The organism is Paramesorhizobium leguminum, from assembly GCF_003217235.1.
Lineage (GTDB): Bacteria > Pseudomonadota > Alphaproteobacteria > Rhizobiales > Rhizobiaceae > Paramesorhizobium > Paramesorhizobium leguminum.
On sequence record NZ_QJTF01000001.1, the window covers coordinates 229,051 to 254,057 of the forward strand.

General features: G+C 60.0%; 28 protein-coding genes and 2 pseudogenes. 17 read left to right on the top strand and 13 right to left on the bottom strand.

Annotated features, from left to right (window positions below):
* Window positions 1-93: 93 nt before the first annotated feature.
* Both C7477_RS01120 and der read left to right on the top strand, forming a co-directional pair.
* Entirely contained in the window at window positions 94-759 is a 666-nt protein-coding gene (locus tag C7477_RS01120) for a tetratricopeptide repeat protein (protein ID WP_110747866.1), read from the top strand.
* 59 nt (window positions 760-818) lie between these two features.
* Entirely contained in the window at window positions 819-2,273 is a 1,455-nt protein-coding gene (gene der / locus C7477_RS01125; protein WP_110748123.1) for a ribosome biogenesis GTPase Der, read from the top strand.
* Between the two features lie 209 nt (window positions 2,274-2,482).
* Here der and C7477_RS01135 read toward each other — a convergent pair whose 3' ends face one another.
* On the bottom strand, window positions 2,483-2,881 hold the full coding sequence (locus C7477_RS01135; protein WP_110747871.1) for a VOC family protein: 399 nt from the start codon (window positions 2,879-2,881) through the stop codon (window positions 2,483-2,485).
* 186 nt (window positions 2,882-3,067) lie between these two features.
* Here C7477_RS01135 and C7477_RS01140 point away from each other — a divergent pair, with 186 nt between their 5' ends.
* The gene (locus tag C7477_RS01140; protein WP_425373483.1) at window positions 3,068-4,234 is read left to right on the top strand and encodes a cell wall hydrolase; all 1,167 of its coding nucleotides are present in this window, start codon (window positions 3,068-3,070) and stop codon (window positions 4,232-4,234) included.
* A gap of 91 nt (window positions 4,235-4,325) precedes the next feature.
* Here the strand turns inward: C7477_RS01140 and C7477_RS01145 are convergent, their stop codons facing one another.
* Window positions 4,326-5,066, bottom strand: coding sequence for an SDR family NAD(P)-dependent oxidoreductase (locus C7477_RS01145; protein WP_110747875.1), 741 nt, complete (start codon window positions 5,064-5,066; stop codon window positions 4,326-4,328).
* A 97-nt stretch (window positions 5,067-5,163) separates the two neighbouring features.
* Between C7477_RS01145 and C7477_RS01150 the strand changes: the two genes are divergently transcribed.
* The 8 genes from C7477_RS01150 (at window position 5,164) to C7477_RS01185 (ending at window position 9,668) form a co-directional block, all read left to right on the top strand.
* Window positions 5,164-5,778: a TetR/AcrR family transcriptional regulator gene (locus tag C7477_RS01150; RefSeq protein WP_110747878.1), complete on the top strand. Its 615-nt coding sequence runs from the start codon at window positions 5,164-5,166 to the stop codon at window positions 5,776-5,778.
* Window positions 5,779-6,010: 232 nt separating this feature from the next.
* On the top strand, window positions 6,011-6,469 hold the full coding sequence (locus C7477_RS01155) for an AtpZ/AtpI family protein (RefSeq protein WP_110747881.1): 459 nt from the start codon (window positions 6,011-6,013) through the stop codon (window positions 6,467-6,469).
* A gap of 1 nt (window position 6,470) precedes the next feature.
* Window positions 6,471-7,223, top strand: a complete 753-nt coding sequence (locus C7477_RS01160) for a F0F1 ATP synthase subunit A (protein WP_110747884.1) — start codon at window positions 6,471-6,473, stop codon at window positions 7,221-7,223.
* Between the two features lie 136 nt (window positions 7,224-7,359).
* A complete protein-coding gene (locus tag C7477_RS01165; protein ID WP_110747887.1) occupies window positions 7,360-7,587 on the top strand; it encodes a F0F1 ATP synthase subunit C in 228 nt (75 codons plus the stop codon).
* Between the two features lie 188 nt (window positions 7,588-7,775).
* Complete coding sequence (locus tag C7477_RS01170; RefSeq protein WP_110747891.1) at window positions 7,776-8,402, top strand: F0F1 ATP synthase subunit B; 627 nt, start codon at window positions 7,776-7,778, stop codon at window positions 8,400-8,402.
* Window positions 8,403-8,413: 11 nt separating this feature from the next.
* Window positions 8,414-8,893 carry a F0F1 ATP synthase subunit B gene (locus tag C7477_RS01175; RefSeq protein ID WP_110747894.1) on the top strand — a complete coding sequence of 160 codons (480 nt, stop codon included), beginning with the start codon at window positions 8,414-8,416 and terminating at the stop codon, window positions 8,891-8,893.
* A 243-nt stretch (window positions 8,894-9,136) separates the two neighbouring features.
* A complete protein-coding gene (locus C7477_RS01180; protein ID WP_110747896.1) occupies window positions 9,137-9,400 on the top strand; it encodes a type II toxin-antitoxin system RelB/DinJ family antitoxin in 264 nt (87 codons plus the stop codon).
* Window positions 9,387-9,668, top strand: a complete 282-nt coding sequence (locus C7477_RS01185) for a type II toxin-antitoxin system YafQ family toxin (RefSeq protein ID WP_110747899.1) — start codon at window positions 9,387-9,389, stop codon at window positions 9,666-9,668. Before C7477_RS01180 ends, C7477_RS01185 begins: the two co-directional genes overlap by 14 nt.
* Before the next feature lies 1 nt (window position 9,669).
* Here the strand turns inward: C7477_RS01185 and C7477_RS01190 are convergent, their stop codons facing one another.
* Window positions 9,670-10,335: a ribonuclease HII gene (locus tag C7477_RS01190; RefSeq protein ID WP_110747902.1), complete on the bottom strand. Its 666-nt coding sequence runs from the start codon at window positions 10,333-10,335 to the stop codon at window positions 9,670-9,672.
* A gap of 163 nt (window positions 10,336-10,498) precedes the next feature.
* A complete protein-coding gene (locus tag C7477_RS01195; protein WP_110747905.1) occupies window positions 10,499-11,653 on the bottom strand; it encodes a PA0069 family radical SAM protein in 1,155 nt (384 codons plus the stop codon).
* A 158-nt stretch (window positions 11,654-11,811) separates the two neighbouring features.
* Here C7477_RS01195 and C7477_RS01200 point away from each other — a divergent pair, with 158 nt between their 5' ends.
* Window positions 11,812-12,315, top strand: coding sequence for a glycosyltransferase (locus tag C7477_RS01200; protein ID WP_110747908.1), 504 nt, complete (start codon window positions 11,812-11,814; stop codon window positions 12,313-12,315).
* A gap of 31 nt (window positions 12,316-12,346) precedes the next feature.
* Here C7477_RS01200 and moaB read toward each other — a convergent pair whose 3' ends face one another.
* The 8 genes and pseudogenes from moaB to C7477_RS01240 form a co-directional block, all read right to left on the bottom strand.
* Window positions 12,347-12,898, bottom strand: a complete 552-nt coding sequence (moaB, locus tag C7477_RS01205) for a molybdenum cofactor biosynthesis protein B (protein ID WP_110747911.1) — start codon at window positions 12,896-12,898, stop codon at window positions 12,347-12,349.
* 5 nt (window positions 12,899-12,903) lie between these two features.
* Window positions 12,904-13,797 carry a 4-(cytidine 5'-diphospho)-2-C-methyl-D-erythritol kinase gene (locus C7477_RS01210; protein ID WP_110747913.1) on the bottom strand — a complete coding sequence of 298 codons (894 nt, stop codon included), beginning with the start codon at window positions 13,795-13,797 and terminating at the stop codon, window positions 12,904-12,906.
* A gap of 214 nt (window positions 13,798-14,011) precedes the next feature.
* The gene (locus C7477_RS01215; protein ID WP_110747915.1) at window positions 14,012-14,197 is read right to left on the bottom strand and encodes a hypothetical protein; all 186 of its coding nucleotides are present in this window, start codon (window positions 14,195-14,197) and stop codon (window positions 14,012-14,014) included.
* 50 nt (window positions 14,198-14,247) lie between these two features.
* Entirely contained in the window at window positions 14,248-15,123 is an 876-nt protein-coding gene (locus C7477_RS01220) for a S49 family peptidase (RefSeq protein WP_110747919.1), read from the bottom strand.
* A 113-nt stretch (window positions 15,124-15,236) separates the two neighbouring features.
* On the bottom strand, window positions 15,237-16,418 hold the full coding sequence (nhaA, locus tag C7477_RS01225; protein ID WP_110747922.1) for a Na+/H+ antiporter NhaA: 1,182 nt from the start codon (window positions 16,416-16,418) through the stop codon (window positions 15,237-15,239).
* Window positions 16,419-16,427: 9 nt separating this feature from the next.
* Window positions 16,428-16,559, bottom strand: a pseudogene (locus tag C7477_RS01230) (type II toxin-antitoxin system RelE/ParE family toxin); the annotation flags it as partial.
* Window positions 16,560-16,600: 41 nt separating this feature from the next.
* Window positions 16,601-17,374 (bottom strand): tRNA1(Val) (adenine(37)-N6)-methyltransferase, encoded by a 774-nt coding sequence (locus tag C7477_RS01235; RefSeq protein WP_245411681.1) that lies wholly within the window; start codon window positions 17,372-17,374, stop codon window positions 16,601-16,603.
* Window positions 17,371-17,628 (bottom strand): putative signal transducing protein, encoded by a 258-nt coding sequence (locus C7477_RS01240; protein ID WP_110747925.1) that lies wholly within the window; start codon window positions 17,626-17,628, stop codon window positions 17,371-17,373. The genes C7477_RS01235 and C7477_RS01240 overlap by 4 nt, the downstream gene beginning before the upstream one ends.
* 316 nt (window positions 17,629-17,944) lie before the next feature.
* Here C7477_RS01240 and C7477_RS01245 point away from each other — a divergent pair, with 316 nt between their 5' ends.
* From C7477_RS01245 to C7477_RS19455, 5 genes and pseudogenes are all read left to right on the top strand, one after another.
* Window positions 17,945-18,961: a polyprenyl synthetase family protein gene (locus C7477_RS01245; RefSeq protein WP_110747927.1), complete on the top strand. Its 1,017-nt coding sequence runs from the start codon at window positions 17,945-17,947 to the stop codon at window positions 18,959-18,961.
* A 91-nt stretch (window positions 18,962-19,052) separates the two neighbouring features.
* Window positions 19,053-20,807, top strand: a complete 1,755-nt coding sequence (locus C7477_RS01250) for a tetratricopeptide repeat protein (protein ID WP_110747930.1) — start codon at window positions 19,053-19,055, stop codon at window positions 20,805-20,807.
* A gap of 307 nt (window positions 20,808-21,114) precedes the next feature.
* Window positions 21,115-22,050 carry a glycine--tRNA ligase subunit alpha gene (locus C7477_RS01260; RefSeq protein ID WP_110748132.1) on the top strand — a complete coding sequence of 312 codons (936 nt, stop codon included), beginning with the start codon at window positions 21,115-21,117 and terminating at the stop codon, window positions 22,048-22,050.
* A 47-nt stretch (window positions 22,051-22,097) separates the two neighbouring features.
* A pseudogene (gene glyS, locus C7477_RS01265) lies at window positions 22,098-23,870 on the top strand (glycine--tRNA ligase subunit beta); the annotation flags it as partial.
* A gap of 54 nt (window positions 23,871-23,924) precedes the next feature.
* Window positions 23,925-24,362, top strand: a complete 438-nt coding sequence (locus C7477_RS19455) for a DALR anticodon-binding domain-containing protein (protein ID WP_425373487.1) — start codon at window positions 23,925-23,927, stop codon at window positions 24,360-24,362.
* 218 nt (window positions 24,363-24,580) lie between these two features.
* On the opposite strand, the gene C7477_RS18670 is transcribed toward C7477_RS19455, so the two are convergent.
* The gene (locus tag C7477_RS18670; protein ID WP_146226043.1) at window positions 24,581-24,928 is read right to left on the bottom strand and encodes a hypothetical protein; all 348 of its coding nucleotides are present in this window, start codon (window positions 24,926-24,928) and stop codon (window positions 24,581-24,583) included.
* Window positions 24,929-25,007: the final 79 nt, after the last annotated feature.

Here is a 25,007-nt window from a genome sequence, read left to right on the forward strand (position 1 = left end):
ACATCCGGCCCAGATTCCTACTAAAAGCACATGAATAGGTTGTGCGCCGAGAGTGGCGGGCAATGGGAAAAATCATCATTGACGGCAGGGTCCATGGCAGACGATAGCTTCTTCCGCGAGGTAAATGAGGAAATCCGCTCCGATAGGGCGAAGGCCGTCTGGCGACGGTTCGGTCCTCTGCTCATCGGTGCCGCCGTCGCTATCGTGGTCGGCACCGCGGGAATGGTAGTCTATCGTCATTGGAGCGCTTCGCAGGCATCGACATCCGGCGACAAATATTTGTCCGCACTCGATCTGGCGGATCAGGGCAAGAACGACGAGGCGCTTGCCGCGTTGAGTGCGCTGGAAAAGGATGGCTACGGCGAATATCCCGTGCTGGCGCGGATGCGCGCGGCAACGCTGATCTTCCAGAAAGGTGATTCCGCGGGCGCCGTCGCCGCCTTCGATAAGATCGCAGCCGACAATTCGGTGCCTCCCGCCATCCAGGATATCGCGCGCTTGCGCGCCGCTTTTATCCTGGTCGATACCGGCTCTTATGACGATGTCGCCAAGCGCGTCGAGCCGATCACCGCGGATGGCGACCCGATGCGGTTTTCCGCGCGGGAAGTGCTGGGCCTTGCGGCCTGGAAGGCCGGTCGCACAGACGATGCACTGCGCCTCTTCCAGCAGCTGGCCGATGATTCCGGCGCACCCGCCGATATCAGCCAGCGCGCCAATGTCATGCTCGATCTGATCCACGGTACTGTGGCGACCAAATAAGCAAGTCCAGGAAAAGTGGGAACCGGTTTTCCGTCCGGACTTGCGTGAGAAAGACCATCATGAGTTTTACACTCGCCATTATCGGGCGCCCGAACGTCGGCAAATCTACGCTTTTCAATCGGCTTGCCGGGCAGAAGCTTGCGCTTGTCGATGATACGCCCGGCGTCACCCGCGACCGTCGCGTGCATGACGGCAAGCTCTATGATTTGAGATTCCAGGTGGTCGATACCGCCGGTCTTGAAGAGGTGGGCAGCGAGACGCTGGAAGGCCGGATGCGCGCCCAGACAGAAATCGCCATCGCCGAAGCCGATGTGATCCTGTTCATGATCGATGCCAAGGCCGGCATCACGCCCGCCGATATTACATTCTCGGATCTGGTTCGCAAATCCGGAAAGCCCGTCGTTCTCGTGGCCAATAAATCCGAAGCCCGCGGTGCGGAAGCGGGTCTCTACGATGCATACCGGCTTGGCCTTGGTGAGCCTTGCGCGCTTTCCGCCGAGCACGGGCAGGGGATTCCCGACCTGCGCGATGCGATCGTTGAGGCGATAGGCAAGGAGCTTGCCTTCGGCCCGGATGAGGATGACGAGGAAGCCGAGGATCGCCCCGCCATTTCCATGCCGGATACGGTATTGATCGGCGATGACATCGACGATCCTGATGCCGACGACATTCCGGCCTACGACACCTCGAAGCCGCTGCGCATTGCCATTGTCGGGCGCCCCAATGCCGGCAAGTCGACGCTGATCAACAGCATGGTGGGCGAAGATCGCCTGTTGACCGGCCCGGAAGCGGGCATCACACGGGATTCGATCTCGGTCGACTGGGAATGGCACGGCCGCCGCATCAAGCTGTTCGATACGGCGGGGCTGCGGCGCAAATCGCGCGTACAGGAAAAGCTGGAAAAGCTGTCGGTCGCCGACGGCCTTCGCGCCATCCGCTTCGCGGAAATCGTCATCATCGTGTTCGATGCCACGATCCCCTTCGAGAAGCAGGATCTGCAGATCGTCGATCTCGTGGTGCGCGAAGGCCGCGCCCCGGTTCTCGCCTTCAACAAATGGGATTTGATCGAGAACCGCCAGGAAGTTCTGGCGGAACTGCGCGAGAAGACCGAGCGGCTGCTGCCCCAGATCCGCGGCATTCGTGCGGTCACGCTTTCGGGCGAAACCGGGCAGGGTATCGACAAACTCATGGAAAATGTCCTTTCCACCCATGAGATATGGAACCGCCGCATCTCGACCGGCAAGCTCAATCGCTGGCTGGAAGGCATCCTCACGCATCACCCGCCCCCCGCTGTTTCGGGTCGCCGGCTCAAGATCAAATACATGACGCAGGTAAAAACGCGCCCGCCGGGCTTCGTCATCTCCTGCTCCAGGCCGGACGCCATGCCGCAATCCTACCTGCGCTATATGATCAACGGATTGCGTACGACCTTTGACATGCCCGGCGTTCCTATCCGGCTGTCACTGAGGACATCGGACAATCCGTTTGCCGGGCGGGCGAAGAAGAAGCGTTAGCGCGATTCATGTTTGACGGAATCGCAAGGCCTATCCCCCTCTGCCCTGCCGGGCATCTCCCCCTCAAGGGGGGAGATTAGCTGACACTGCCCTCGGCCTTTTTTCTGCAGCACCGGCGATTGGTGCCGGGCGTATATGAAGGCGTAATCTCCCCCCTTGAGGGGGAGATGCCCGGCAGGGCAGAGGGGGGTAGCCCTCGCGCAAATATATCAACCCGCTATTCTCACATCAAAACAAACAAAAGCAATCTTGTTGCCGTCGGGGTCGCGGACATAAGCGCCGTAGAATCCCTCTCCATATTGCGGGCGGAAGCCGGGCTTGCCTTCGTCGCTGCCGCCATTCTGCATCGCCAAATCGTAAAGCCGGTCAATAGTCGCGGCATTTTTTAATTGAAACGCAGTCATGCCGCCATTGCCGACACAGGCGGCTTTTCCGTCGAAAGGATAGCCGGTGAAAAAACGGGGAATGGTTTCATCATTCCTTTTGCCCCAGGATGCGGAAAGATCATCCCGCCAGCATTGCTCAAGCCCCATCGCCTCCAAGATCGGATCATAGAACGCGAGCGAGCGCGTGAGATCGTTGGTTCCCACCATTATATAGCCGATCATCGTATTTCCCTGTTATTTGCCGCCACGCGTCAGCCGGTCGATTTCCGTAATATCCATAATATCCATATTTTACAGAGCGAAGAAAAGAGGCATGCGCTCCCGTTGCCATCCGGTCGTTAAGAATCCATCAAGGTTAATGCTTCATTGTCACACCATTCGGTCAGCGTGTTTCGAGTGGAGTGTCAGGTGCGCCTTGCGTCTTTGCGGACCTTGTTCGTCCGTCCGGTCTTGTCGTCTTTGGAACGGCGCCATTTTACTTTGCGGGAAACCCATGGCCTGGCCGCTCCCGCCCTTCTGGGTGCGGCGATCTATTTTTTCAATCCTACAGTTGCCGCCCATCAGGATATGGCGAGCCTGGTTGCCGCCGGCTCGGTTCACCGCGCGGAAAAGCCCTTCGTTGATCCGTCGTTTACGACCGGCGGCATTGATGTGGCGGGCAGGGCGCGCGTCGCTTTCGCCTCGGGAAGCGGGCAGGGTGAAAAGCTTGGCATAAACGATCCGAACCCTGATGAAAGCCGCGTCAACCGAGCAGATAAGGGGGGGCGTCTCGTCTCGGTTTTGCCCAAGGCGCCGCCGAAATCCTTCAATGCCGGCTCGGTGTTGCAACGCTCCAGCATGTTGCTGCAGCCCGTCGAGGCCCGGCAAGTGAAGATGGCTTTCGTGCCGTCGAAGTCACGGCGCAAGGAGATCGACATTGCGCTCGCCTTCCACAAGGCCGCGCCGCCGAAACCCGCGCCCGCTATGCCGGTTCAATTGGCGAAGCTTATCAACAACGGCAATCCTGATATTCTGGCAACGGGCTATGCACCGGTCGAGCCGGACTATACCAAGGTCTCGCCTTTCGCGAGCATCCTGAGAGACGGAAGCGGAGGCCGCTTCACGCCGCCGCTCAAGCCTGGGGATCATTCCTGGGCGGCGGCACCGCTGCCGGCGCAGGTCTTCACCGCGAAGGAGCAGAAGTGCCTCGCAGAAGGCATCTATTTCGAGGCGCGCGGAGAGTCTATCAAAGGGCAGGCAGCGGTCGCGCAGGTCATACTCAACCGCGTCCGCAACCCGGCCTTTCCAAAAACCGTCTGCGGCGTGGTCTATCAGAACGACAACTGGCGCAATCGCTGCCAGTTCTCGTTCGCCTGTGACGGCCGCCGCCAGCGCGTGACCGAGCCGGAACATTGGAGCACCGCGCAGGAAGTGGCGAAAGCCGTATCCTCCGGCCAGATCTGGCTGCCGGAAGTCGGCTCCGCCACGCACTATCATGCGGCCTATGTCAAACCGCGCTGGGCCTCCGCCATGGAACGCGTCAAGAAGATCGGCCTGCATATCTTCTATCGCACCCAAGGGGGCGGCTGGAGTTGAGTTCAGGGAGTAGGGCAATAAGGCAGTAGGGCAATATGTATTGCCTTCGCCGCCCGGTAAATCTTTCCTACTGCCCTACTGCCCTACTGCCCTAAATATTCGCCCCGCTATCAATCACAAGCGTCGCCCCGGTCACGAAGCGGGCCTCCTCGCTCGCAAGCCATGCCACCAGACCGGCGACATCCTGCGGGGTCGAATAGCTTTGGATGGCCATCCGCTCGCGCTGTGCGTCCGCGTGGTCCGAGTCGGCGGGGTTCATGTCCGTATCGGTTGAGCCGGGCTGGACCAGATTGACGGTGATCCTCTTTGGCCCCAAATCGCGCGCGACGCCCTTGGTGAGCCCGGTGAGCGCTGCCTTGCTCGCGGCATAGAGACTTACCCCGGCAAAGGGCACCTGCTCGGCGAGATTGCTGCTGATGGTGATGATCCGTCCGCCCTCCGGCAGGTGCGGGACCACCGCCTTGATCGCGACGAAAACGGCGCGTGTGTTGATCGCCATCATCTCGTCATAGGCTTCAAGTGTCACGTCCTCGATCGGCGCGACCGAAAAAATACCGGCATTGTTGACAAGAATGTCGAGCCGCCCGAGCTCTTCCACGGTCTTCGCCACAGCCGCCTCGATTGCCGCCGCATCCCTGTTGTCAGCCTGAATCGCCAGCGCGCGCCGGCCTATCTTCTGGATATCCGCGGCAACGCTCGTCGCCTTTTCCGGCGAACGCGCATAGGTCAGCGCCACATCGGCCCCATCCGCCGCCAGCCTTCGCGCGATCGCAGCGCCCATTCCGCGGCTTCCACCTGTCACCAAAGCCACTTTTCCTTGTAACCCACTCATATCGAATCCTTTCTGTATTGATCGATACAGAAACATTTCAGGCTTGCCCGGCGGCGTCAAGCGATTTATGTATCGGGTAATACAGAAAGGAATGCACATGTCCGAAAGGGGCCGTCCGCGCGGGTTTGACCGGGATGCAGCACTCGAACGCGCCATGGAGGTGTTCGAGGAGAAGGGCTATGATGGCGCGGCAATCGCGGATCTGACCAAGGCCATGGGCATCAACTCGCCCAGCCTCTATGCCGCATTCGGCTGCAAGGAGGCGCTGTTCCGCGAGGCGGTCGATCTCTACACCGCGCGCGGCGCGAGCCTGTGGGAGGGCATAGCGCATTCGCCGACGGCAAAGGCTGGTGTGGAGTATCTCCTGCGGTCGAGCGCGCTATCCTACACTTCGGGCAACAAGCCCCGCGGATGTCTGGTTGTCCTCGGCATCCTGCACGAGGATGATGATAATAGCCGCTCCATGCGGATGCTGCGAGAGCATCGCTTGGGCAATCTGTGCGTCTTGCAGGCAAGACTCGAGCGTGCGGTCAAGGAGGGTGAATTACCGGAAAGGCTGGATTGCGGCGCGCTGGCTTCGTTCTACATGACCGTGCAGCAGGGCATGTCGTTTCAGGCGCGCGATGGCGCTACGCGAGAGGTGCTTTTGCAGGTCGCCGATTCCGCCATGGCCGCCTGGGATGGCCTTATTGCGGCCCATACCGCCCGATAATCCTCCGCAATCCATAGATCATCCAGCAATTGTCTGCGCCTCATTGGCGCACTGTCGTGGACAATTGCCGGGACTTTGGAGTGTAATTTCTCTTAAATCTCTGATTTGAAATAAGAAAAATCCTTTGAAAGGGATAGTTGCAGCGCCTTGACTAGCAGGCGGCCTGACAATATGTTGCGCGCGACTTTGAAGCGGGGCTGAAGCCTTGCACCAACGCGTGTCAGGAGGCGTTATGGCAACGGGAAAGAAGCCCGATCGGCCGGATCGCAAATCTCGCGCGGGCGGTGTAGAGCCGGACCTGCTTCCCGAAGAGCTGGATGAACGCCGCCGCCGTCTTGAAGCCGAATTGGCCAAAAAGGGTGTGCGGAAGAAGTCAAGCTCTCCGGAAGAGCGGCCGGATACATCCGCCGGGGTCGCGGAGGCCATGAAACTGTCGAGCGAGTTCATCGCCGGTATTCTGGTCGGCGCGGTGATCGGTTGGGTGATCGACCGCTTCGCCGGAACGTCGCCGTGGGGGTTGATCGTCTTCCTTCTCCTCGGTTTCGGCGCCGGCGTGCTCAATATTCTGCGCTCCATGGGGCATGTCGCCGAAGGCGGCATTCAGCCCGGGCGAGCGCCGGGCGAAAACAAAAAAGGCCCTCAAGGGCCGGACACTGAAACGCCTTCGGGCAGGGACGACAGACGAGGTTAAGGTGGCTAACGATCCGATCCATCAGTTTCAGGTCGCCAGGTGGATTCCCATCCATGCCGGCGGGTTGGATTTGTCCTTTACCAATGTCTCGGCCTATATGGTGCTGACGGTCGTGGCCGCCTCCGCCTTTCTCTATTTATCCTCGATGAACCGTGGCCTTGTGCCATCCCGGTTGCAGTCGGTTTCCGAAATGGCCTATGAGTTCGTGGCGGGGGCCTTGCGCGGGTCGGCGGGGCAGCAGGGGATGAAGTTCTTCCCCTTCGTCTTTTCGCTGTTCATGTTTGTGCTGGTCGCCAATTTTCTCGGCCTTTTCCCGTATTTCTATACGGTGACGAGCCAGATCATCGTCACTTTTGCCCTGGCGCTTCTCGTCATCGGCGTGGTCATTATTTACGGCTTCTGGAAGCACGGTTTCGGTTTTCTCAAGCTTTTCGTGCCGAGCGGCGTTCCCGCTGTCATCGTGCCGCTGGTGGTTTTGATCGAGATCATCTCCTTCCTCTCGCGCCCCGTCAGCCTCTCGGTTCGTCTTTTCGCCAACATGCTGGCCGGCCACATCACGCTCAAGGTTTTCGCGGGCTTCGTGGTTACGCTCTCCGCCCTTGGCAGCGTCTGGGGCATCGGCGGCGCGGTTCTGCCGCTTCTGATGACGGTCGCGATCACCGCTCTCGAATTCCTGGTCGCTTTCCTCCAGGCCTATGTTTTCACCGTTCTCACCTGCATGTACATCAACGACGCGGTACATCCGGGGCACTGAGCATGATCCTGAAAAGTTGTAGACTTTTCAGACAAGATCATGCGGTTTAAGGGCACTGAGGACGGTTTAAGAAGTTCAAACCGGCGGGCGACCGTCAGAACAAAAAATCCGCGCTATTATCCAAAAGGAGCTAATCATGGATCCCATCGCAGCAAAGTACATCGGCGCCGGTCTCGCCTGTTTCGGTATGGCCGGTACGGCCCTCGGCCTCGGCAACATCTTCGGCAGCTATCTCTCCGGCGCCCTGCGCAACCCGTCCGCCGCTGACAGCCAGTTCGGCCGCCTGGTGTTCGGCTTCGCCGTGACGGAAGCTCTGGGCATCTTCTCGCTGCTCATCGCGCTTCTGCTTCTGTTCGCCGTCTAAAGCATGATCCCGAAAAGTTGCAGACTTTTCGGACAAGATTATGCGCCGTCTAAATCGACGAACCTGAAAATCGCCGGCGCGCGGGAACCTCTTGGTGTTGCCGCCGTCGGCGTTAGCGCATGATCCCAAAAAGTTGCAGACTTTTTGGATAAGGTCATGCCTATAAAAGTTTTATAAGGGGATGATGGATGTTCGTGTCCGCGGCGTTTGCCCAAAGCGAAACCCACTCTCAGCCGGCTGAAACCCAGGCGGTTGAACATGGTGCGCCCGGAGCGGCGCCTGAGACCTTGCACACCGAAACGGGCGTGCCGCACGATGCCGGCCACACCGGCGTGTTTCCTCCGTTCGATTCCACTTATTACGCCTCCCAGCTTCTGTGGCTGGCCATCACCTTCGGCGCCTTCTATCTCTTCCTGTCACGCGTGGCTCTGCCCCGTCTTGGCGGGGTGATCGAGGCCCGGCGTGGGCAGATCGAGCAGGATCTCGACCATGCCGGCCGCATGAAGGAAGATGCCGATAATGCCATCGCGGCTTACGAGCAGGAGCTGGCCGAGGCGCGCATGAAGGCCGGTCGCATTGCGGGCAAGGCGCGCGACGAGGCCAAGACGAAGGCGGATGCCGAGCGGGCAACGGTTGAGGCTTCGCTTGAGGCGAAGCTTGCCGAAGCCGAAGCGCGCATTGCCGCGATCAAGGAAAAGGCCATGCAGGATGTCGGCAGCATTGCCGAGGGCACAGCCGCTGATATCGTTGAACATCTCGTTGGCGGCATTGCGGACAAGGCGTCCGTATCCGCCGCGGTCAAAGCGGCAAGCTGAAGGAGCACCACATGGACGCTACATTTTGGGCTTTCATCGCTCTTGTGATCTTCATCGGCATCGTCGTCTATATGAAGGTGCCGGGAATGCTCGCCCGCTCATTGGACGAGCGTGCCGAGCGCATCGGCAAGGAACTGGACGATGCCCGCCGCCTGCGTGAGGAAGCCCAGGCGCTGCTGGCTGAGTATCAGCAAAAGCGCCGGGAGGCCGAAAAGGAGGCAGCGGATATCCTGACCGCCGCTGAGCGCGAGGCTGCCTTGCTTCTCCAGGACGCCAAGCAGAAGATGGACGACTACGTTGTCCGCCGCAACAAGCTTGCCGAGCAGAAGATCGCCCAGGCTGAGACGGAAGCGGTCAATGCGGTGCGCTCCTCCGCCGTGGATATCGCGGTGGCCGCCGCAGGCAAGCTCATCGCCGGCAAGCTCGACCCGAAGACCGCGAACGAACTGTTCAAGAAATCGGTCGACGAGGTTGGGTCGCGACTCAACTGAGCTGGTCCCATCTTGCCGGATAAATTAGAGCATGATTCCGAAAAGTTGCAGACTTTTCGGATAAGATCGTGCCGCTAAATCAAAGACTTAAAGCGGTATGCCCCGATTCAACTTAATTGCATACCGCTCTAAACGCTGCCGCAAGGCGGCGTTTTTGTTTGGGGTATGTTGTTGGCGAACTGGACAAACGAGCGCCTTATCTCTATATGTATTGCAGTGAAATACACATAGAAGGATGGCACTATGGCTACCAGCCGTATGGTTCAGGCGCGTGTGCCGGGCGACATTCAGGATGCAGCCAATCAGGTCATCCAGGCTTCTGGCCTGACGGTCAGCGATGTCGTACGGGTGCTGATGACCCGTATTGCGCAGGACAAGGCTATTCCGTCGGCGCTATTCCAACCGAACGCGGAAACACTGGCAGCCTTCGCCGAGGTCGAGCGCGGCGATCTCAAGCAGTTCGATTCTGTCGATGCCCTGTTCGATGACCTCAATGCGGAAGATTGAGCGTACAACGGCGTTCAAACGCGATTTTAAACGGATAGCGAGCGGGCCGCACCGCAAGCTTCTTAACACGGATGTCCGGAAAATCATCGAGGCGCTGGCAACCGATACGCCGCTGGAACCGCGTCATCGCGACCATGCGCTTACCAGCAATTGGAAGGACTATCGGGATTGCCATATAAGGCCCGATCTGGTGCTGATCTATCGCCTCATTGGTGAAGATAGACTGATCCTCGCGCGGCTCGGTTCGCATTCACAACTCGACCTGTAATTCACTCCGCCGGAAAACGTCCCTTGATTGGCGAGAAGGTGAAGCGGTGCAGGCCGCGCAGGGGGCCGTGGATTTCAATCGCCACCCGGTGCTGCTCGGTGGCGTAGCCCACATGCGCTTCAAATCCGTAATGCTGATGCAAAGTGGCGGCGCGTCGCATAATCCGGTCGCGGGTGACCTTGGCGACGATCGAGGCCGCGGCAATGGAAATCGAGCGCTGGTCGCCCTTTACAAGCGCGCTGCCCTCGCAGGGAAGACCCCAAGGCACATCGCAGCCATCGATCAGCGCATGTGAGGGCGCGAGCGTCAGCCCTGCCGCCGCCCGCCGCATGGCTTCCAGCGATGCCTTGCGGATATCCGATCGGTCGATGCTTGGCGCGCTGAGGCTCGCCACCGATACGGCGAGCGCTTTTGCAAGAATGATCTCGAAGAGCTTTTCACGCGCTGCCGCCGTCAGCCGTTTGGAATCGTCAAGCCCTTTCGGCAAACGTTCCGCGTCAAGAATCACCGCCGCCGCCACGACCGGCCCGGCCAGCGGCCCGCGTCCCGCCTCGTCCAGGCCGGCAATAGGCCGCACGCCTCTTTTCATAAGGCGCAGCTCGGAGGAAAAATCCGGGATGAGCGGAATATCGAAGAGAAGCGGAGAATCGGTAAGCGCGCGAGTCATTGTGCGGCGACAGTCGCATTGCTACCGATTCTCCGCAAGACCTCCTGCCGAGGGGAAGGGCAGGAGACCTTCAGGCGCGGGGCTCGGGCGCCTGATGGGAAATCAAAGGTTTAGGTCCGGGCCTTAAAATCATTGATGGCGCTGCAAGGTTCCCTTTCATGGATCAAAAAAGCGAGAGCTGGGTTCCATACTTCGTCGGCCGCGTGAAGAGATCGGTTCTTAGCTTCTCACGCTGCCCGTTCATGCCGAGCCGCTTGGCGGCGATTTCGAAACGGCGGCCGATTTGCCAGGCATAAGGGCCTTCACCGCGCATCCGCTTGCCCCATTCGGCATCGTAATCCTTGCCGCCGCGCATGGAGCGCACGAGCGACATCACATGGCGGTAGCGATCAGGATAATTTCGCAACAGCCAGTCCTTGAAGAGGGGCGCCACTTCCAGCGGCAGGCGCAGGAGAACATAGCCCGCGCTCTTGGCGCCCATCGCATGGCCTGAATCGAGGATACGCTCGATCTCATGATCGTTGATGCCCGGAATGACCGGCCCCATCATCACTGCCGTCGGAATGCCCGCCTCGGTAAGCGCGCGGATCGCCTCCAGCCGCCGCGTCGGCGTCGACGCGCGCGGCTCCATGGTGCGGGCGAGCTTTGCATCGAGCGTCGTGACCGAGAGCGCCACCTTGGCTAGACCCTTTTCGGCCATGCGGGCGAGAATATCCATATCGCGCGTTACCATGGCGGATTTGGTGACGATGCCGACGGGATGATTGGCCGCTTCCAGCACTTCGAGAACTTCGCGCATGATGCGCCATTTCTTCTCGATCGGCTGATAGGGGTCGGTGTTCGTGCCGATGGCAATCGTCTTCGGCATATAGCCCGGCTTCGACAGCTCACGCTCCAGAAGATGCGGCGCGTCCGGCTTGGCGAAGAGCTTCGCTTCGAAATCAAGCCCCGCAGACAAACCCATATAACTGTGGGTCGGACGGGCGAAACAATAGATGCATCCATGCTCGCAGCCGCGATAGGGATTGATCGAGCGGTCGAAGCTGATATCGGGAGAATCGTTGCGCGTGATGATAGTACGCGGTTTTTCGATCTGCACGTCGGTTTGGAAGGGCGGCAGCTCCTCCAGCGAATTCCAGCCGTCGTCGAAGACATGCCGGGTCGTCGGCTCGAAGCGCCCGGTCGGGTTGATGCCCGCGCCACGCCCGCGCCGCCGCCCGTGGTCGATGCGCAAGCCCGCGTCCTCGATCAGCGCATTGGCCTGTTCCGCCCGGCCTTCCGAAAACGCTGCCCTGTCGGCATGGTGAATGGCATCCATTGTCTTCTCCTGTTGGCGATGCGTGAACGATCACCCTGAGATGAATCCATACCTATGCGGAGATTTGGAACGAAGCAAGAACTTTTTGAAACAAAAAGGGAACTAATTTATATGAAGGAAATGTGGCATTTTCCACATACATGTATTAAGCGAAAGTCATGGTATCCGTGGTCATTGAAACCAGAAACGACGAGGAAGCCTTGGCCCGCACCCTGGCGGGGCTGGTCAATGGCGCGGTGGTGGGACTGGTTCGGGACGTCATTATCGTCGATCACGGGTCGAGCGATCACACGCGCGAAATCGCCGATGCGGCAGGCTGTGTTTTCCTTGAAAACGGGGTGTTTGCCGATGCGCTCGGCCAAGCGAGGGGCGAATGGCTCCTGTTGCTGGAGCCGGGTTCCCGCTTGTTCGAAGGCTGGACCGAGGCGGTGCGGGACCATGTCGAGGTGTCGCCGGGACCGGCTCGCTTCACGCGTTCGCGCATCAACAGGCCGCCATTTCTAAAGCGGATTTTCGGCGGCAATGATCCGCTGGGCGACGGTCTGCTGATATCGAAGCGCCAGGCAATCGCGCTCATGAAGCCGGGTTATGGCGCAAGCGATCTGGCGCGTGGCCTCGCAATGCGGCAATTAAAGGCGGAAATAGTGAGCAGTGAACGGTGAGCAGTGAGCAGAAGAATTGCCAGCTCACTGCTCACCGTTCACTGCTCACTCTTCTTCTCAAATGTTCCCCCAGCCGCGGCATGATTTCCACGAAATTGCAGGGCATGTGGCGATAATCGAGCTGGAGCCGTAGAATGTGGTCCCAGGCATCGCGGCAGGCGCCGGGTGAGCCCGGCAGCACGAAGACGAAGGTCGCGTTGACGACGCCGCCCGTCGCCCGCGACTGAATGGTGGACGTGCCGATCTTCTCGTACGATATGCGGTGGAAGACCGCCGAAAAACCGTCCATGCGCTTGTCGAAGATAGGCTCCAGCGCTTCCGGTGTCACATCGCGCCCGGTAAAGCCGGTGCCGCCGGTGGTAATGATGACGTCGATCTGTGGATCGCGCGACCAGAACAGCACTTTGTCGCGGATTTGTCCCATATCGTCGGGCACGATATCGCGGGCGGCGAGCGTGTGACCTGCCTCGGCTATGCGCCCGGCGAGGGTGTCCCCGGATTTGTCGTCGGCCAGCGTCCGGGTGTCGGAGACCGTCAACACCGCGATGCCGATGGGCATGAAGGGACGTTTTTCAGCCGCCATTGCGCTCAGGACCTCGTCTCTGTTGCCACCGCGAACCATTGCGGGTGACGCTGTTTGATAAATGCCGCCGCTGCTTCCGCTGCCGCATTGTCCGGGAAAACCGCAAAGCAGGTCGCGCCCGATCCCGACATCCGCGCGAAGGAAGCGCCGGTTTCAGTGAAAAGATCGAGCATATGGGAGAGGGCAGGCGCAAGCGTCAGCGATGCGGCGTAGAGGTCATTGCGGGTCTGCTTGAGATAGCTGCAAACCGCCTCGATGGTGGCAAACTCAGGCGGGGAGGGCAGCGGCGGGTTATCCCGCCGTGCGAGCGCCTGAAATACCTGCGGCGTCGAAAGCCCCGTGCCGTCATTGGCAAGCACGATCGGCAGACGGGGAAACCGGCGCAGGGCATCGAGCGCCTCGCCGATACCGCGGGCGATGAGGGGAGAGCGGGAATGTTGGCCATGCAGGCACATCGGCACGTCGGCGCCGAGCGCCAGACCGATTTCGTTTAGCGCCGGCATGTCGAGGCCGAGCCCCCACAATCTGTTGAGCGCGATCAGCGTCGCCGCCGCGTCGCTCGATCCGCCGCCGATGCCGGATGCGATAGGCAGGTTCTTTTCCAGCCTGATCTCGACCGGAGTCGCATGTCCGGGAAATCGTGTTCGCAGCGCATCGCGAGCCTTGAGCACGAGATTAGCGCCATCCGCCGGCACGGCAGCGGCGAACGGGCCGGTCATCGTGAAATGGTCCTCGGAATCAGGCGAAACATCGATCCGGTCACCGAACGCGGTAAACGCCACAAGGCTTTCAATGAAGTGATAGCCATCATCGCGCCGGCCTGTGACATGCAGCGCCAGATTGATCTTGGCGGGGGCCAGGAGGGAGATGGTTTCGCTTGCAGGGGCGTGATGGTTCATGGACCGGTGCCCCGCCAAGCGCCCTCGTCCTTCGAGGCTCCGTTTCGCTTCGCTCCACTCCGCACCTCAGGATGAGGGCTACTGGAGCGCCGCCGCCCTTCACCCTCATCCTGAGGTGCGAGCGAAGCGAGCCTCGAAGGACGGGGGTGAAGGGATGTGAAAGGCTTTAACCGGAAACCGGTAGGACCGACGGAGGGGGCATCAAGCACAGATCTCAATCCTTGCGCAGACGATATTCACCCGTCTTAGGATCCTGCACCAAGGTGCCGTTGGCCCGGTTCTGCGCTTCCTTTTCGGCCTGACGCACCTCTTGCGAAACCCGCGCGGCCTCCCGCTTGAAGGCGCGGTAGCCGTACCAGCCTGCCAGAATGACGACGATGAAAAAGATGACTGACGGCATTGCCTTCTATCCTTGGCCTCAAATCCCTGAAACTTGGCTTGCGCCGGTAATCACAGCCCGTAGCGCGACCAGAGCGTCTTTTCTTCGATGGCTGAAATCAGCCCCTGCGTAGCACCTGCCGCAGCTTGCGCCAATGTGTCGGATTTGTGAAGCCCGGCGGGGGAGGCGCGCAAGCCGAACATACTCCGCGACGGCTCGATCAGGTTCAGTTCGGTCTTCGGCCCATAGATGGAACGCAAATGCGAGCGCATGTCGCCAAGCCCATCGACAAGCCCCAGCGATTTTGCCTTTACCCCCGTCCAGAAAAGCCCGGTGAAGAGGTCTGGATCGTCGGTGAGTTTTGCTCCGCGCCGCTCCTTGACGATATCGATGAAGGTTTCGTGCACCTCGATCTGCAGGGCCTTGAGATGCTCGACGTCGTCCTTCTTTTCCGGAAGGAACGGGTCAAGCATCATTTTGTTCCTGCCCGCCGTGAACACGCGCCGCTCCACGCCGATCTTCTTGATCAGTTCCTCAAAGCCGAATCCGGCGGAAACCACGCCGATGGAACCGACGATGGAAGATGGATCCGCGATGATTTCATCGCCCGCGATGGCGATCATGTAGCCGCCCGATGCCGCCACATCCTCGACGAAGACATGAACCTTCTTGTTCTTTTCCTCCGCCAGGTCGCGGATGCGCCGGTAGATCAGCCGCGACTGCACCGGCGATCCGCCCGGCGAGTTGATGGAAATCGCCACCGCCGGGGCCGCCTTGTCGCTGAAAGCCTTGTCCAGCACGGCGGCCACGGACGCGAGCGACAGCGAGGCGGAGCGGAACATGCCGCCGCTTTCCGGCATGATCGTGCCATTGAGGCGCACCACGGGAATTTCCACGCTGCTTCCCCGGAAACGGCGCGGTACGAGCCGAGTAAGAAACTTTGGCATTCGCAACTCCAGTTGAAACTCCACGGGCGATCTCCGAAACAAAGGGCAGTAGGGCAGTATGGCAATAAGGCATTATGTTTATATTGCTTTTCTGCCTGTGCTCAATGATCTTTCTACTGCCCTATCGTTGTCTTTCTTCCGCAGAACCGCAGTAGCAGATAGCCGCAAATGGCCGAAAGCACGGACCCGGTGAGTACGCCGATCTTCGTCGCATCCTGCAAATGCTCGGATGGAAATGAAAGCAGGCCGATAAATAGGCTCATGGTGAAGCCGATGCCGCAAAGCAGCGCGACGCCGTAAAGCTGCATCCAGCTTGCGTTCATCGGCATGGCGGTCAATCTCAGCTTGATCGAAAGCCACGCGGCGCCGAAAACGCCGATCTGCTTGCCCAGGAACAGGCCAAGCGCGATGCCGAGCGTCAGCGTATCCCGGAAAATCGAGGTATCGAGCCCGAAAAACGATACGCCCGCATTGGCGAAGCCGAAGATCGGCACGATGAGGAACGACACCCAGCCTGAGAGCGCGTGCTCCAGCTTGTGCAGCGGCGAGGTCATGTCGTCAGGCCTGCTTGGAGCAGGCTTGAGCGGGATGGTCATCGCCAGGATGACGCCGGCGACCGTCGCGTGGACGCCGGAGCGCAGCACGAGATACCAGAGAATGAACCCGACGATCAGATAGGGCAGGAGCTTCATCACACCCATGCGGTTGAAGGCGATGAGCACCAGCGTCGCGACTGCGGCGGCGCCCAGATAGGGCAGGGCGATATCCGAGGTATAAAAGACCGCGATGATCGCCACCGCCGCGAGATCATCCAGAATGGCGAGGGTCGCCAGAAAAACCTTGAGGCTCGTGGGCACGCGTGATCCCAGAAGCGAGATGACGCCAAGCGCGAAGGCGATGTCGGTCGCCGATGGGATAGCCCAGCCGCGAATGGTCCCGGGATTGGAGGCGTTCATGTAGAAATAGATGAGCGCCGGAACCGCCACGCCGCCCGCCGCCGCAATACCCGGCAGCATCCGGTTGGACCAGCTCGCCAATTGCCCGTCGAGGAACTCGCGTTTGATTTCCAGCCCGACGAGCAGGAAAAAGAGAACCATCAGCGCGTCATTGATCCAGTGCAGAACGCTTAAGCCCCCGATCTTGACGTGAAGCGTATGAAAATACGTCTCGGCGAAGGGCGAGTTGGCGACGAGAAGCGCCAGCGCGGCGGAAAACATCAATACAATGCCGCCGGAAGCCTCGCTTTCCAGAAAACGGCGCAGGACGGAGGGCGGGCGGTTCAAGGCTATGTTCATGGGTGCACTCTATTCTTCATTGTCCTGCAAGGCTGCTTCATAGTCCTGGCCGCCATAAAAAACGCCAATGATATTCACGACATCAGCCGCCACCTCGAACCCGATCGTCACGCGGCGGCGATATCCGAGTGTTCGCAGGCCGGAACTATCACAGATCGGGTGAAACGGGAAACCGCCACGCCCTATAATAGCCCTTTTAGACCGTTGCCGATGGCCTCAGTGCGTTCCGTGAAAGCATTCCCTGTTTCCCCATGCAGCACCAGCGCGGGCGCGAGCGTCAGCCTGGCGCGGCTTCCGAGTGCGCCCCGCACCACGATGCGGATCGCCGCCTCATGGCCACGCGGTTGGACGGGAACAAGCGTCAGGCCACCGAAACGCCCTGAGAGCGCGGTTAGAATTTCCCCGATCGAGATTGGCCGCGCGATAATGGCTATGCCGCCGCCGGGCTTGACCATTGCCGCCGCCGTCCTGATCCATTGCTCGAACATATCCTTCGGCATCACATGCGCCTCCGCCTTCACGGCATCAGGCGTTTGCCGGTCGCCTTCCGCATTGAAGGGCGGGTTCATGATCGCGAAATCGAAGGCATTGTCGGGCAGACCGGCGGCCACACGCGCCCGTCCCGTCAGCGTCACATCGGCTTCGACAAGGCTCACGCGCCGCGAAATATCGGCGTTGAGCGGATGAGCCAGCGTCTTTCGGGCGAAACCGGCCATGAAAGCAGAGCGCTCCACCAGCGTCACGGTTGAAGCCGGGCAGCGCGCCGCCACTGCAAGCCCCGCCGCGCCTGCTCCGGCGCCCAGATCCGCCAGTCTTCCGGAAAAACCGTCCGGCACGGCGCTTGCCAGAACCATGGCATCGACACCGGCCCGGTGGCCCTTGAGCGCAGGCTGCACGAGATGGAACGCGCCGCGATGAAACGCGTCGAGGGTTTCGGATTCTGGCAGAATGCTCATACCGTATCCCCCGCGCGTCCAATTGGACGTGCGGTAGGCCGCAATTCATGCTCCAGGCCGGCATCGGTAAGAATTCGATGAGCGCGCCTTGCTTCCTGCTTGTCCACCATCAGCCGGCGAGGGAGGACGCCCAGCGATCCCTCGATGATGCTCATGTTCGAATCGGCGACGAAATGGCCGATGCCCGCTTCCGTCAAAAGCGCCTCGGCAAAGGAAATCAGAACAAGGTCGTTGGTTCGCATCATCTCGATCATATCTATAGAATGCAGTTTGTGCCGATGTTGGCAAGATCAGGTTCTGTGGGCGGAACGGATTGTGACCATTTGCGGCTTGAGCATGAAGGCCCGCTCCAATAATGTGGCGGCAAATTTGACTAGCATGATCCCGAAAAGTTGCAGACTTTTCGGATAAGGTCATGCGCAAAGCAACAGCATGATCCCGAAAAGTTGCAGACTTTTCGGATAAGGTCATGCGGAAAACAACAGCATGATCCCGAAAAGTTGCAGACTTTTCGGATAAGGTCATGCGGGTAATCAGCATGGAGCGGTCGCCGTTCCAGGGAGTGCAGCATTGGGTGTGGTTCTCAGCCTCGACGAGAAGAAAAAGCATGAAGGATCGATCCAGCCGCTGATCGACCTGACGAAAGCCGATATGGGCCGCGTCAACGAGCTGATCCTGTCCAAGGCGGGATCGGATGTTGAGATGATCCCGGAAGTGGCGAATCATCTGATCTCGTCCGGCGGCAAGCGCCTGCGTCCGATGCTGACGCTGGCAGCCGCGCGCATGTGCGGCTACAAAGGCGATGGCCATGTCAAGCTCGCCACCAGCGTGGAGTTCATGCATACCGCCACGCTCCTGCACGACGATGTGGTGGATGAAAGCGATCTGCGGCGCGGCAAAAGCACCGCGCGCATGATCTGGGGCAACCAGGCAAGCGTTCTCGTGGGCGATTTTCTTTTGGGCCAGGCCTTCAAGATGATGGTCGATGTCGGCTCGCTCGATGCGTTGGATGTGCTGGCAACCTCCGCCTCCATCATTGCCGAGGGCGAGGTGATGCAGCTTGCTGCCGCCAAGAACATGGAAACGACGGAAGATGAATATCTCGCCGTCATCAAGGCCAAGACCGCGGCGCTCTTCTCCGCCGCCGCCGAAGTCGGCCCGATCATCGCCGGCGCGGCTCGCGCGGATCGCGTGGCGCTGCGCTCCTACGGTCTCAATCTCGGCCTTGCCTTCCAGCTCGTCGATGATGCGCTCGATTATGGCGGCAGCGCCCGCGATCTGGGCAAGAATATTGGTGACGATTTCCGCGAGGGAAAGATCACCATGCCGCTGCTTCTAAGCTATCGCAGAGGAACAGCTGCGGAGCGTGCCTTCTGGAAAAAGGCGATCGAGGAGGGGGCGAGCGACGATGCCTCGCTTGAAAAGGCAATCGGCCTGATGACGCGTTATGGCGCCATTAGCGATACGGTGCAGCGCGCCCGCCATTTCGGCGAGATCGCCCGCGATGCGCTGGCGCCCCTGCCGCAGACGCCGGAAAAGAACGCGCTTCTCGACGTGATCGATTTCTGCATCAGCCGGGTGAACTAGCCCTTCTGATCTTCCTTGTGCCTTGTTTAAATGGTCATGCTGCGAATATTGTCGGTGATAATATTTCGAACGATTGAAAAGGAATAGCGGAATGCGGCTGAGCCCGATTTACGGTCCCCTCTCTGGCTTACTTCTTGCCGCAACCGCCAGCATGGCGCTGCCGGCGTCCGAGGCGCTTGCCCGCGCCAACGATGCGCTGGTTCCCCTCCGCGCGGGTTCGTTCGCCGGCGCTTATCTCGCGGGCCGGATTGCCGAGAGCGATAATGATTTGAGCGCTGCCGTCTCTTATTATCGCCAGGCGCTGGCTTTCGATCCGGCTAACCAGTCGATGAAGCAGGATCTGCTCATCACGCTTCTGACGGACGGCAAGTTCGCCGATGCGCTGCCGCTGGCGGAAGAGCTGAAGAACGTGCCGGAGGTGGAGCGTTTCTCCCGCGTCGCGCTCGCCATCGATGCCATCGCGAAAAAGCAATACCGCAAGGCCGGTCCGCTCCTGATGCTTTCGCTCCAATCGGATATGGACCGACTATCGTCCGGACTGATGTCCGCCTGGGCGATATCAGGCGAAGGCAAGACCAGGGATGCGCTGGATAAGATCGAAAAGCTGGAAGGGCCGGATTGGTACAATCTGTTCAAGGTGTACAACGCCGCGCTCATGAGCGATGCGGCGGGCGATAAGAAGACCGCGGCCAAATTCTATCAGGAAGCCTTTGACGACCGTTCCGGCGGCGGCGCTGCGCCCGATACTTATGAGCGCATCGTCGAAGCCTATGCCTCTTTCAAGGCGCGCAATGGCGATCGGCAGGGCGCGATAGAACTGCTCGATCAGGCGCAGGAACTGCTTTCCGGCCGGTTGGCGCTGCGCGAGTTCAGGGCGAAGCTGGAAAAGGGTGACAGGTTGAAGCCCCTCGTAGCCACGCCGCAACAGGGCGCGGCTGAGGTGCTCTATACGCTGGGAACCGCGATCAACCGCGGCGGCGCGGAGGCTTTCGCCAAGCTCTATCTCCAGATGTCCTTGCCGCTACGTCCCAATGACGATGCCACGCTGTTCCAGCTGGGCGATATCGCCGCCAAGCTGCAGCAGCCGCAAAAGGCCATTGAATATTACAGCCTTGTTCCGAAGGACTCGGTCTATCGCCGCGACGCGGAAATGCAGCTGGGCCTCAATCTCGCCGAGACCGACAAGACCGACGAGGCGATCAAGCATTTGAAGGTGCTGGTCGATCAGGACAAGTCCGACGTCCGCTCCTATCTGGCGCTAGGCGCGGTTTACGCCCAGAAAAAGGATTTCCGCAACGCGGCTGAAACCTATGACGCGGCGGTCAAGACGATCGGCACGCCGGAGCAGGACGATTGGGGCCTCTTCTATCAGCGCGGCATCGCCTATGAACGCCTCAAGGAATGGGACAAAGCCGAGCCGAACTTTCGCGAGGCGCTGAAACTCTATCCGGACCAGCCGCAGGTGCTGAACTATCTGGGCTATTCCTGGGTGGACATGAACAAGAACCTTGAGGAAGCACTCGACATGATCCGCAAGGCGGTCGAGCTGCGCCCGCAGGATGGCTATATCGTCGATTCGCTGGGCTGGGCCTATTATCGCCTCGGCCGCTATAACGAGGCGGTCACCGAGCTGGAAAAGGCGGTAAAGCTGCGCCCCGAGGATGCGACGATTAACGACCATCTGGGCGATGCCTACTGGCGCGCGGGCCGCAAGCTGGAGGCGACCTTCCAATGGCACCACGCGATCACCGCGAAGCCAGAGCCGGAAGAACTGGCGAAGATCGAGGAAAAGCTGAAAACCGGGCTCCCCGCCGATGCTACGCGCAAGGCGGAGGTGAAGGAGTAGGGCGCAGGTGTGGGTGCTTGTCATCCCACCCCCCTCTGGCTTGCCAGCCATCTCCCCCTCGCGGGGGGAGATTACGCCTTCATGACGATTGGTACCAATCGCAGACGTTGAAAGATGAGCAGCATAGTTCATGTCAGCCAATCTCCCCCCGCGAGGGGGAGATGCCCGGCAGGGCAGAGGGGGGTGGGATGAAGCGCACCAACGCCCGCCACCGCCGCAACCCTTGACCCCGCAATCCCGACAAACTACGACGTGGCATCCTGAATTCCCATGAGGGCGCCCCATGTCCGCCACGCTACCCGACCACATGCATCCGACCCGCTCCTTTCAGGGGCTGATCCTGACGCTCCATAATTATTGGGCGCAGCACGGCTGCATCATTCTCCAGCCCTACGACATGGAAGTCGGCGCCGGCACATTCCATCCGGCAACAACGCTGCGCTCGCTGGGGCCGAAGCCATGGAAGGCGGCCTATGTCCAGCCATCGCGCCGCCCGAAGGATGGACGCTATGGCGAAAACCCCAACCGGCTGCAGCATTATTATCAATATCAGGTGATCATAAAGCCGTCGCCGCCGAACCTGCAGGAGCTTTATCTGGGTTCGCTCAAGGCCATCGGCCTCGATCCGCTGCTCCACGATATCCGCTTCGTCGAGGACGATTGGGAAAGCCCGACGCTGGGAGCCTGGGGCCTCGGCTGGGAATGCTGGTGCGACGGCATGGAAGTGTCGCAGTTCACTTACTTTCAACAGGTCTGCGGCATCGAATGCTCACCGGTTTCCGGCGAACTGACCTATGGGCTGGAACGCCTCGCCATGTATGTGCAGGGCGTCGATAACGTCTATGATCTGAACTTCAACGGGCTGGAAGGCGACGAAAAGGTCACCTATGGCGACGTCTTCCTGCAGGCCGAGCAGGAATATTCGAGGCACAATTTCGAACACGCCAATACGGATGTGCTGCTCCGGCATTTCGAGGATGCCGAGCGCGAATGCGAGGCGCTGCTGAAAGCCGGCGCGCCGGCGGCGGGTGCGAATGCATCGCTCCATAAGATGGTTTTCCCGGCCTATGACCAGTGCATCAAGGCCTCCCACGCCTTCAACCTTCTCGATGCCCGCGGCGTCATCTCCGTCACCGAGCGCCAGAGCTACATCCTGCGTGTGCGCAACCTCGCCCGCCAATGCGGCGAGGCGTTCCTCAAGACCGATGCGGGCGGCTTCAACTATAAAAACGAGGCTGCGTGATGCCTGATCTTCTTCTTGAACTACGCTCCGAAGAGATACCTGCTCGCATGCAGCGCAAGGCTGCAGGCGATTTGAAGAAGCTCGTTACCGATGGGTTGGTCGAGGCAGGACTGACCTATGAGGCCGCGCGCGAATACTGGACGCCGCGCAGGCTGGCGCTCGATATCAGGGGCCTGACCATCCGTTCCAAGGATGTGCAAGAGGATATCAAAGGGCCATCCGTAACCGCGCCGGATCAGGCCGTTCAGGGCTTTCTGCGCAAGGCTGGCCTGACCGACGTTTCGCAGGCCCATGTCCACAGCGACCCGAAGAAGGGCGATTTCTACGTCGCCCATATCGTCAAGCCGGGCCGTGCGGCGGAAGAGATCATCGCCGAGCTGATGCCAAGGGTGATCCGCGATTTCCCTTGGCCGAAATCGATGCGCTGGGGCGCGGCCTCAAGCAAGCCCGGCTCATTGCGCTGGGTGCGCCCCCTGCAATCGATCCTCTGCACCTTCGGCCCCGAAACCGAAGAGCCCGTGGTGGTCGATTTCGCGGTAGACGGCATCCGCTCCGGCAATGTCACCTACGGCCACCGCTTCATGAGCGATGGCAAGCCGATCACCGTGCGCCGCTTCGATGATTACGTCACCAAGCTCGACAAGGTGAAGGTCGTGCTCGACGCCGACCGGCGCAAGGAAATGATATCGGACGACGCCCGCAATCTGGCATTCGCCTCCGGCCTCGAACTGGTCGAGGATGAGGGGCTGCTGGAAGAGGTTTCCGGCCTTGTCGAATGGCCGGTGGTGCTGATGGGCGCGTTCGAGGAAGAATTCCTCGCCATCCCGCCCGAAGTGATCCGCCTGACCATCCGCACCAACCAGAAATGCTTCGTCACCCGCAAGCAGGGCGAAACCGACAGGCTCTCCAACCGCTTCATCCTCATCTCAAATATCGAGGCGAAGGATGGTGGCAAGGAAATCGCTCATGGCAACGGCAAGGTAGTCCGCGCCCGCCTTTCCGACGCGCTCTATTTCTGGAAGACCGATCAGGCTGATTTGCCCGATGTGGAAAAGCTTGAAGCCTCGGCGGGAAAATTCGCCCTCGATCTCAAAAAGCCGCTCGACCAGCGCATGGCGCGGCTGGATGCGCTTGGCGTCACCTTCCACGCCAAGCTCGGCACACAAGGCGAACGCATCGAACGCATCCGCCGGCTGGCGCAGGAAATCGCCCCGCTCGTCGGCGCTGACCCCGACTTGGCGGAACGCGCGGCATTGCTCGCCAAGGCGGATTTGACAACCGAAGTGGTAGGCGAATTCCCCGAATTGCAGGGCGGCATGGGCCGCAAATATGCGCTGTTGCAGGGGGAACATCCCTCCGTCGCCGCCGCCATCGAAGAGCACTACAAGCCGCAAGGCCCATCGGATGCCGTGCCGCGCGATCCCGTATCGATTGCGGTTGCCTTGGCAGACAAGCTCGACACGCTGGTAGGGTTCTGGGCTATCGACGAAAAGCCGACCGGCTCGAAGGACCCGTTCGCGCTGCGCCGCGCGGCGTTGGGTGTAATCCGGCTGGTGCTGGAGAATGATGTGCGGTTGCCTTTGGCTGAGATAACAGAAAGAGCAGCAAGTTTGCTATTTGGCTCTTTCCAAGAGCACTATCTAGCACTTCGCTCTAATTTCAACCCAGAGACGATGAACGATGTTGATTTCAATTATGGGTGGAACAACGATTTCGCTTTGATTGAGCGGCAAGATAAAACACGCGAAAATTTTGTACCAATTGGTAGTTTGCGAGCTCTATCAGCTTCGAGTGCCGACCTCCTGTCATTCTTCCACGACCGCTTGAAGGTCTACCTCAAGGACGAAGGCGCGCGCTACGATGCCATCGATGCGGTGCTGTCGCCCGATGCCGATAATCTGCTGCTCATCGCCCGCCGGGTCGAGGCGCTGATCTATTTCATCAACACCGAGGACGGTAAAAACCTCCTCGCCGGCACCAAGCGCGCCGCCAACATCCTCGCCGCCGAGGAAAAGAAGGGCACACGGGTGGCCGATAGCGTCGATCCCGCGCTCTTCAGCGAAGACGAGGAAAGGGCGCTTTTTGCCGCTATCGGTGAGGCTGAAAAGGATGCGGGCGAGGCGATTGAACGGGAAGATTTCTCCGGCGCCATGCTGGCGCTCGCCAAACTGCGCGGGCCGGTCGATGCTTTCTTTGAGAAAGTGCTCGTGAATGATGAGAATGAGAAGGTCCGGGCCAACCGCCTGGCGCTGTTAGCGCGTATTCGCGAGGCGACGGGTAAGGTGGCGGATTTTTCGAAGATTGCCGGGTGAGCGACTGGCCAGGTCGGTGGGGCACTTCACCCCCCTCTGGCTTGCCAGCCATCTCCCCCTCAAGGGGGGAGATTAAGCTTTCATGAATGCCGGTGCCAATCGCCAGCGTTGCAGAATAAGTACCTTCATCGATGCAGGCTAATCTCCCCCCTTGAGGGGGAGATGGCTGGCAAGCCAGAGGGGGGTGAAGTGCCCCACCGACCTGAATTAACTTGGGGCTACTCCACCCTCGTCCGTAGCTTTACATCCCCCAGCGCCTCGTCCGTCAGCGCGCCGACCGGCATCGTATCCACAGGCCCCGCCGTCTGTCCCTGCATCCGCGCCATATAAGCCCGCGCCCGCTTGCGCCGCTCCTCCAGCGCCATGCGCCGTGCCGCCCCCGCCGCCTTGTCCGCTTCGCACACCCGGCAGATCGGATTTCCCGCCGTATCCACGCCGTCATAGCCGACATAATCGATGGAACGAACCTGTCGCGGCTCCGTCGGCGTCTCTATGGAACCCGCATAAGCCGGCGCGATGAAGCCCGGCGCCAGAACAAAAATCGCGATGAATCGAGATAACATCATTCACTCCCCGCATAATCAGAGCATGATCCCTAAAAGTTGCAGACTTTTTGGATAAGATCATGCGTCTAAAACCAGGGAA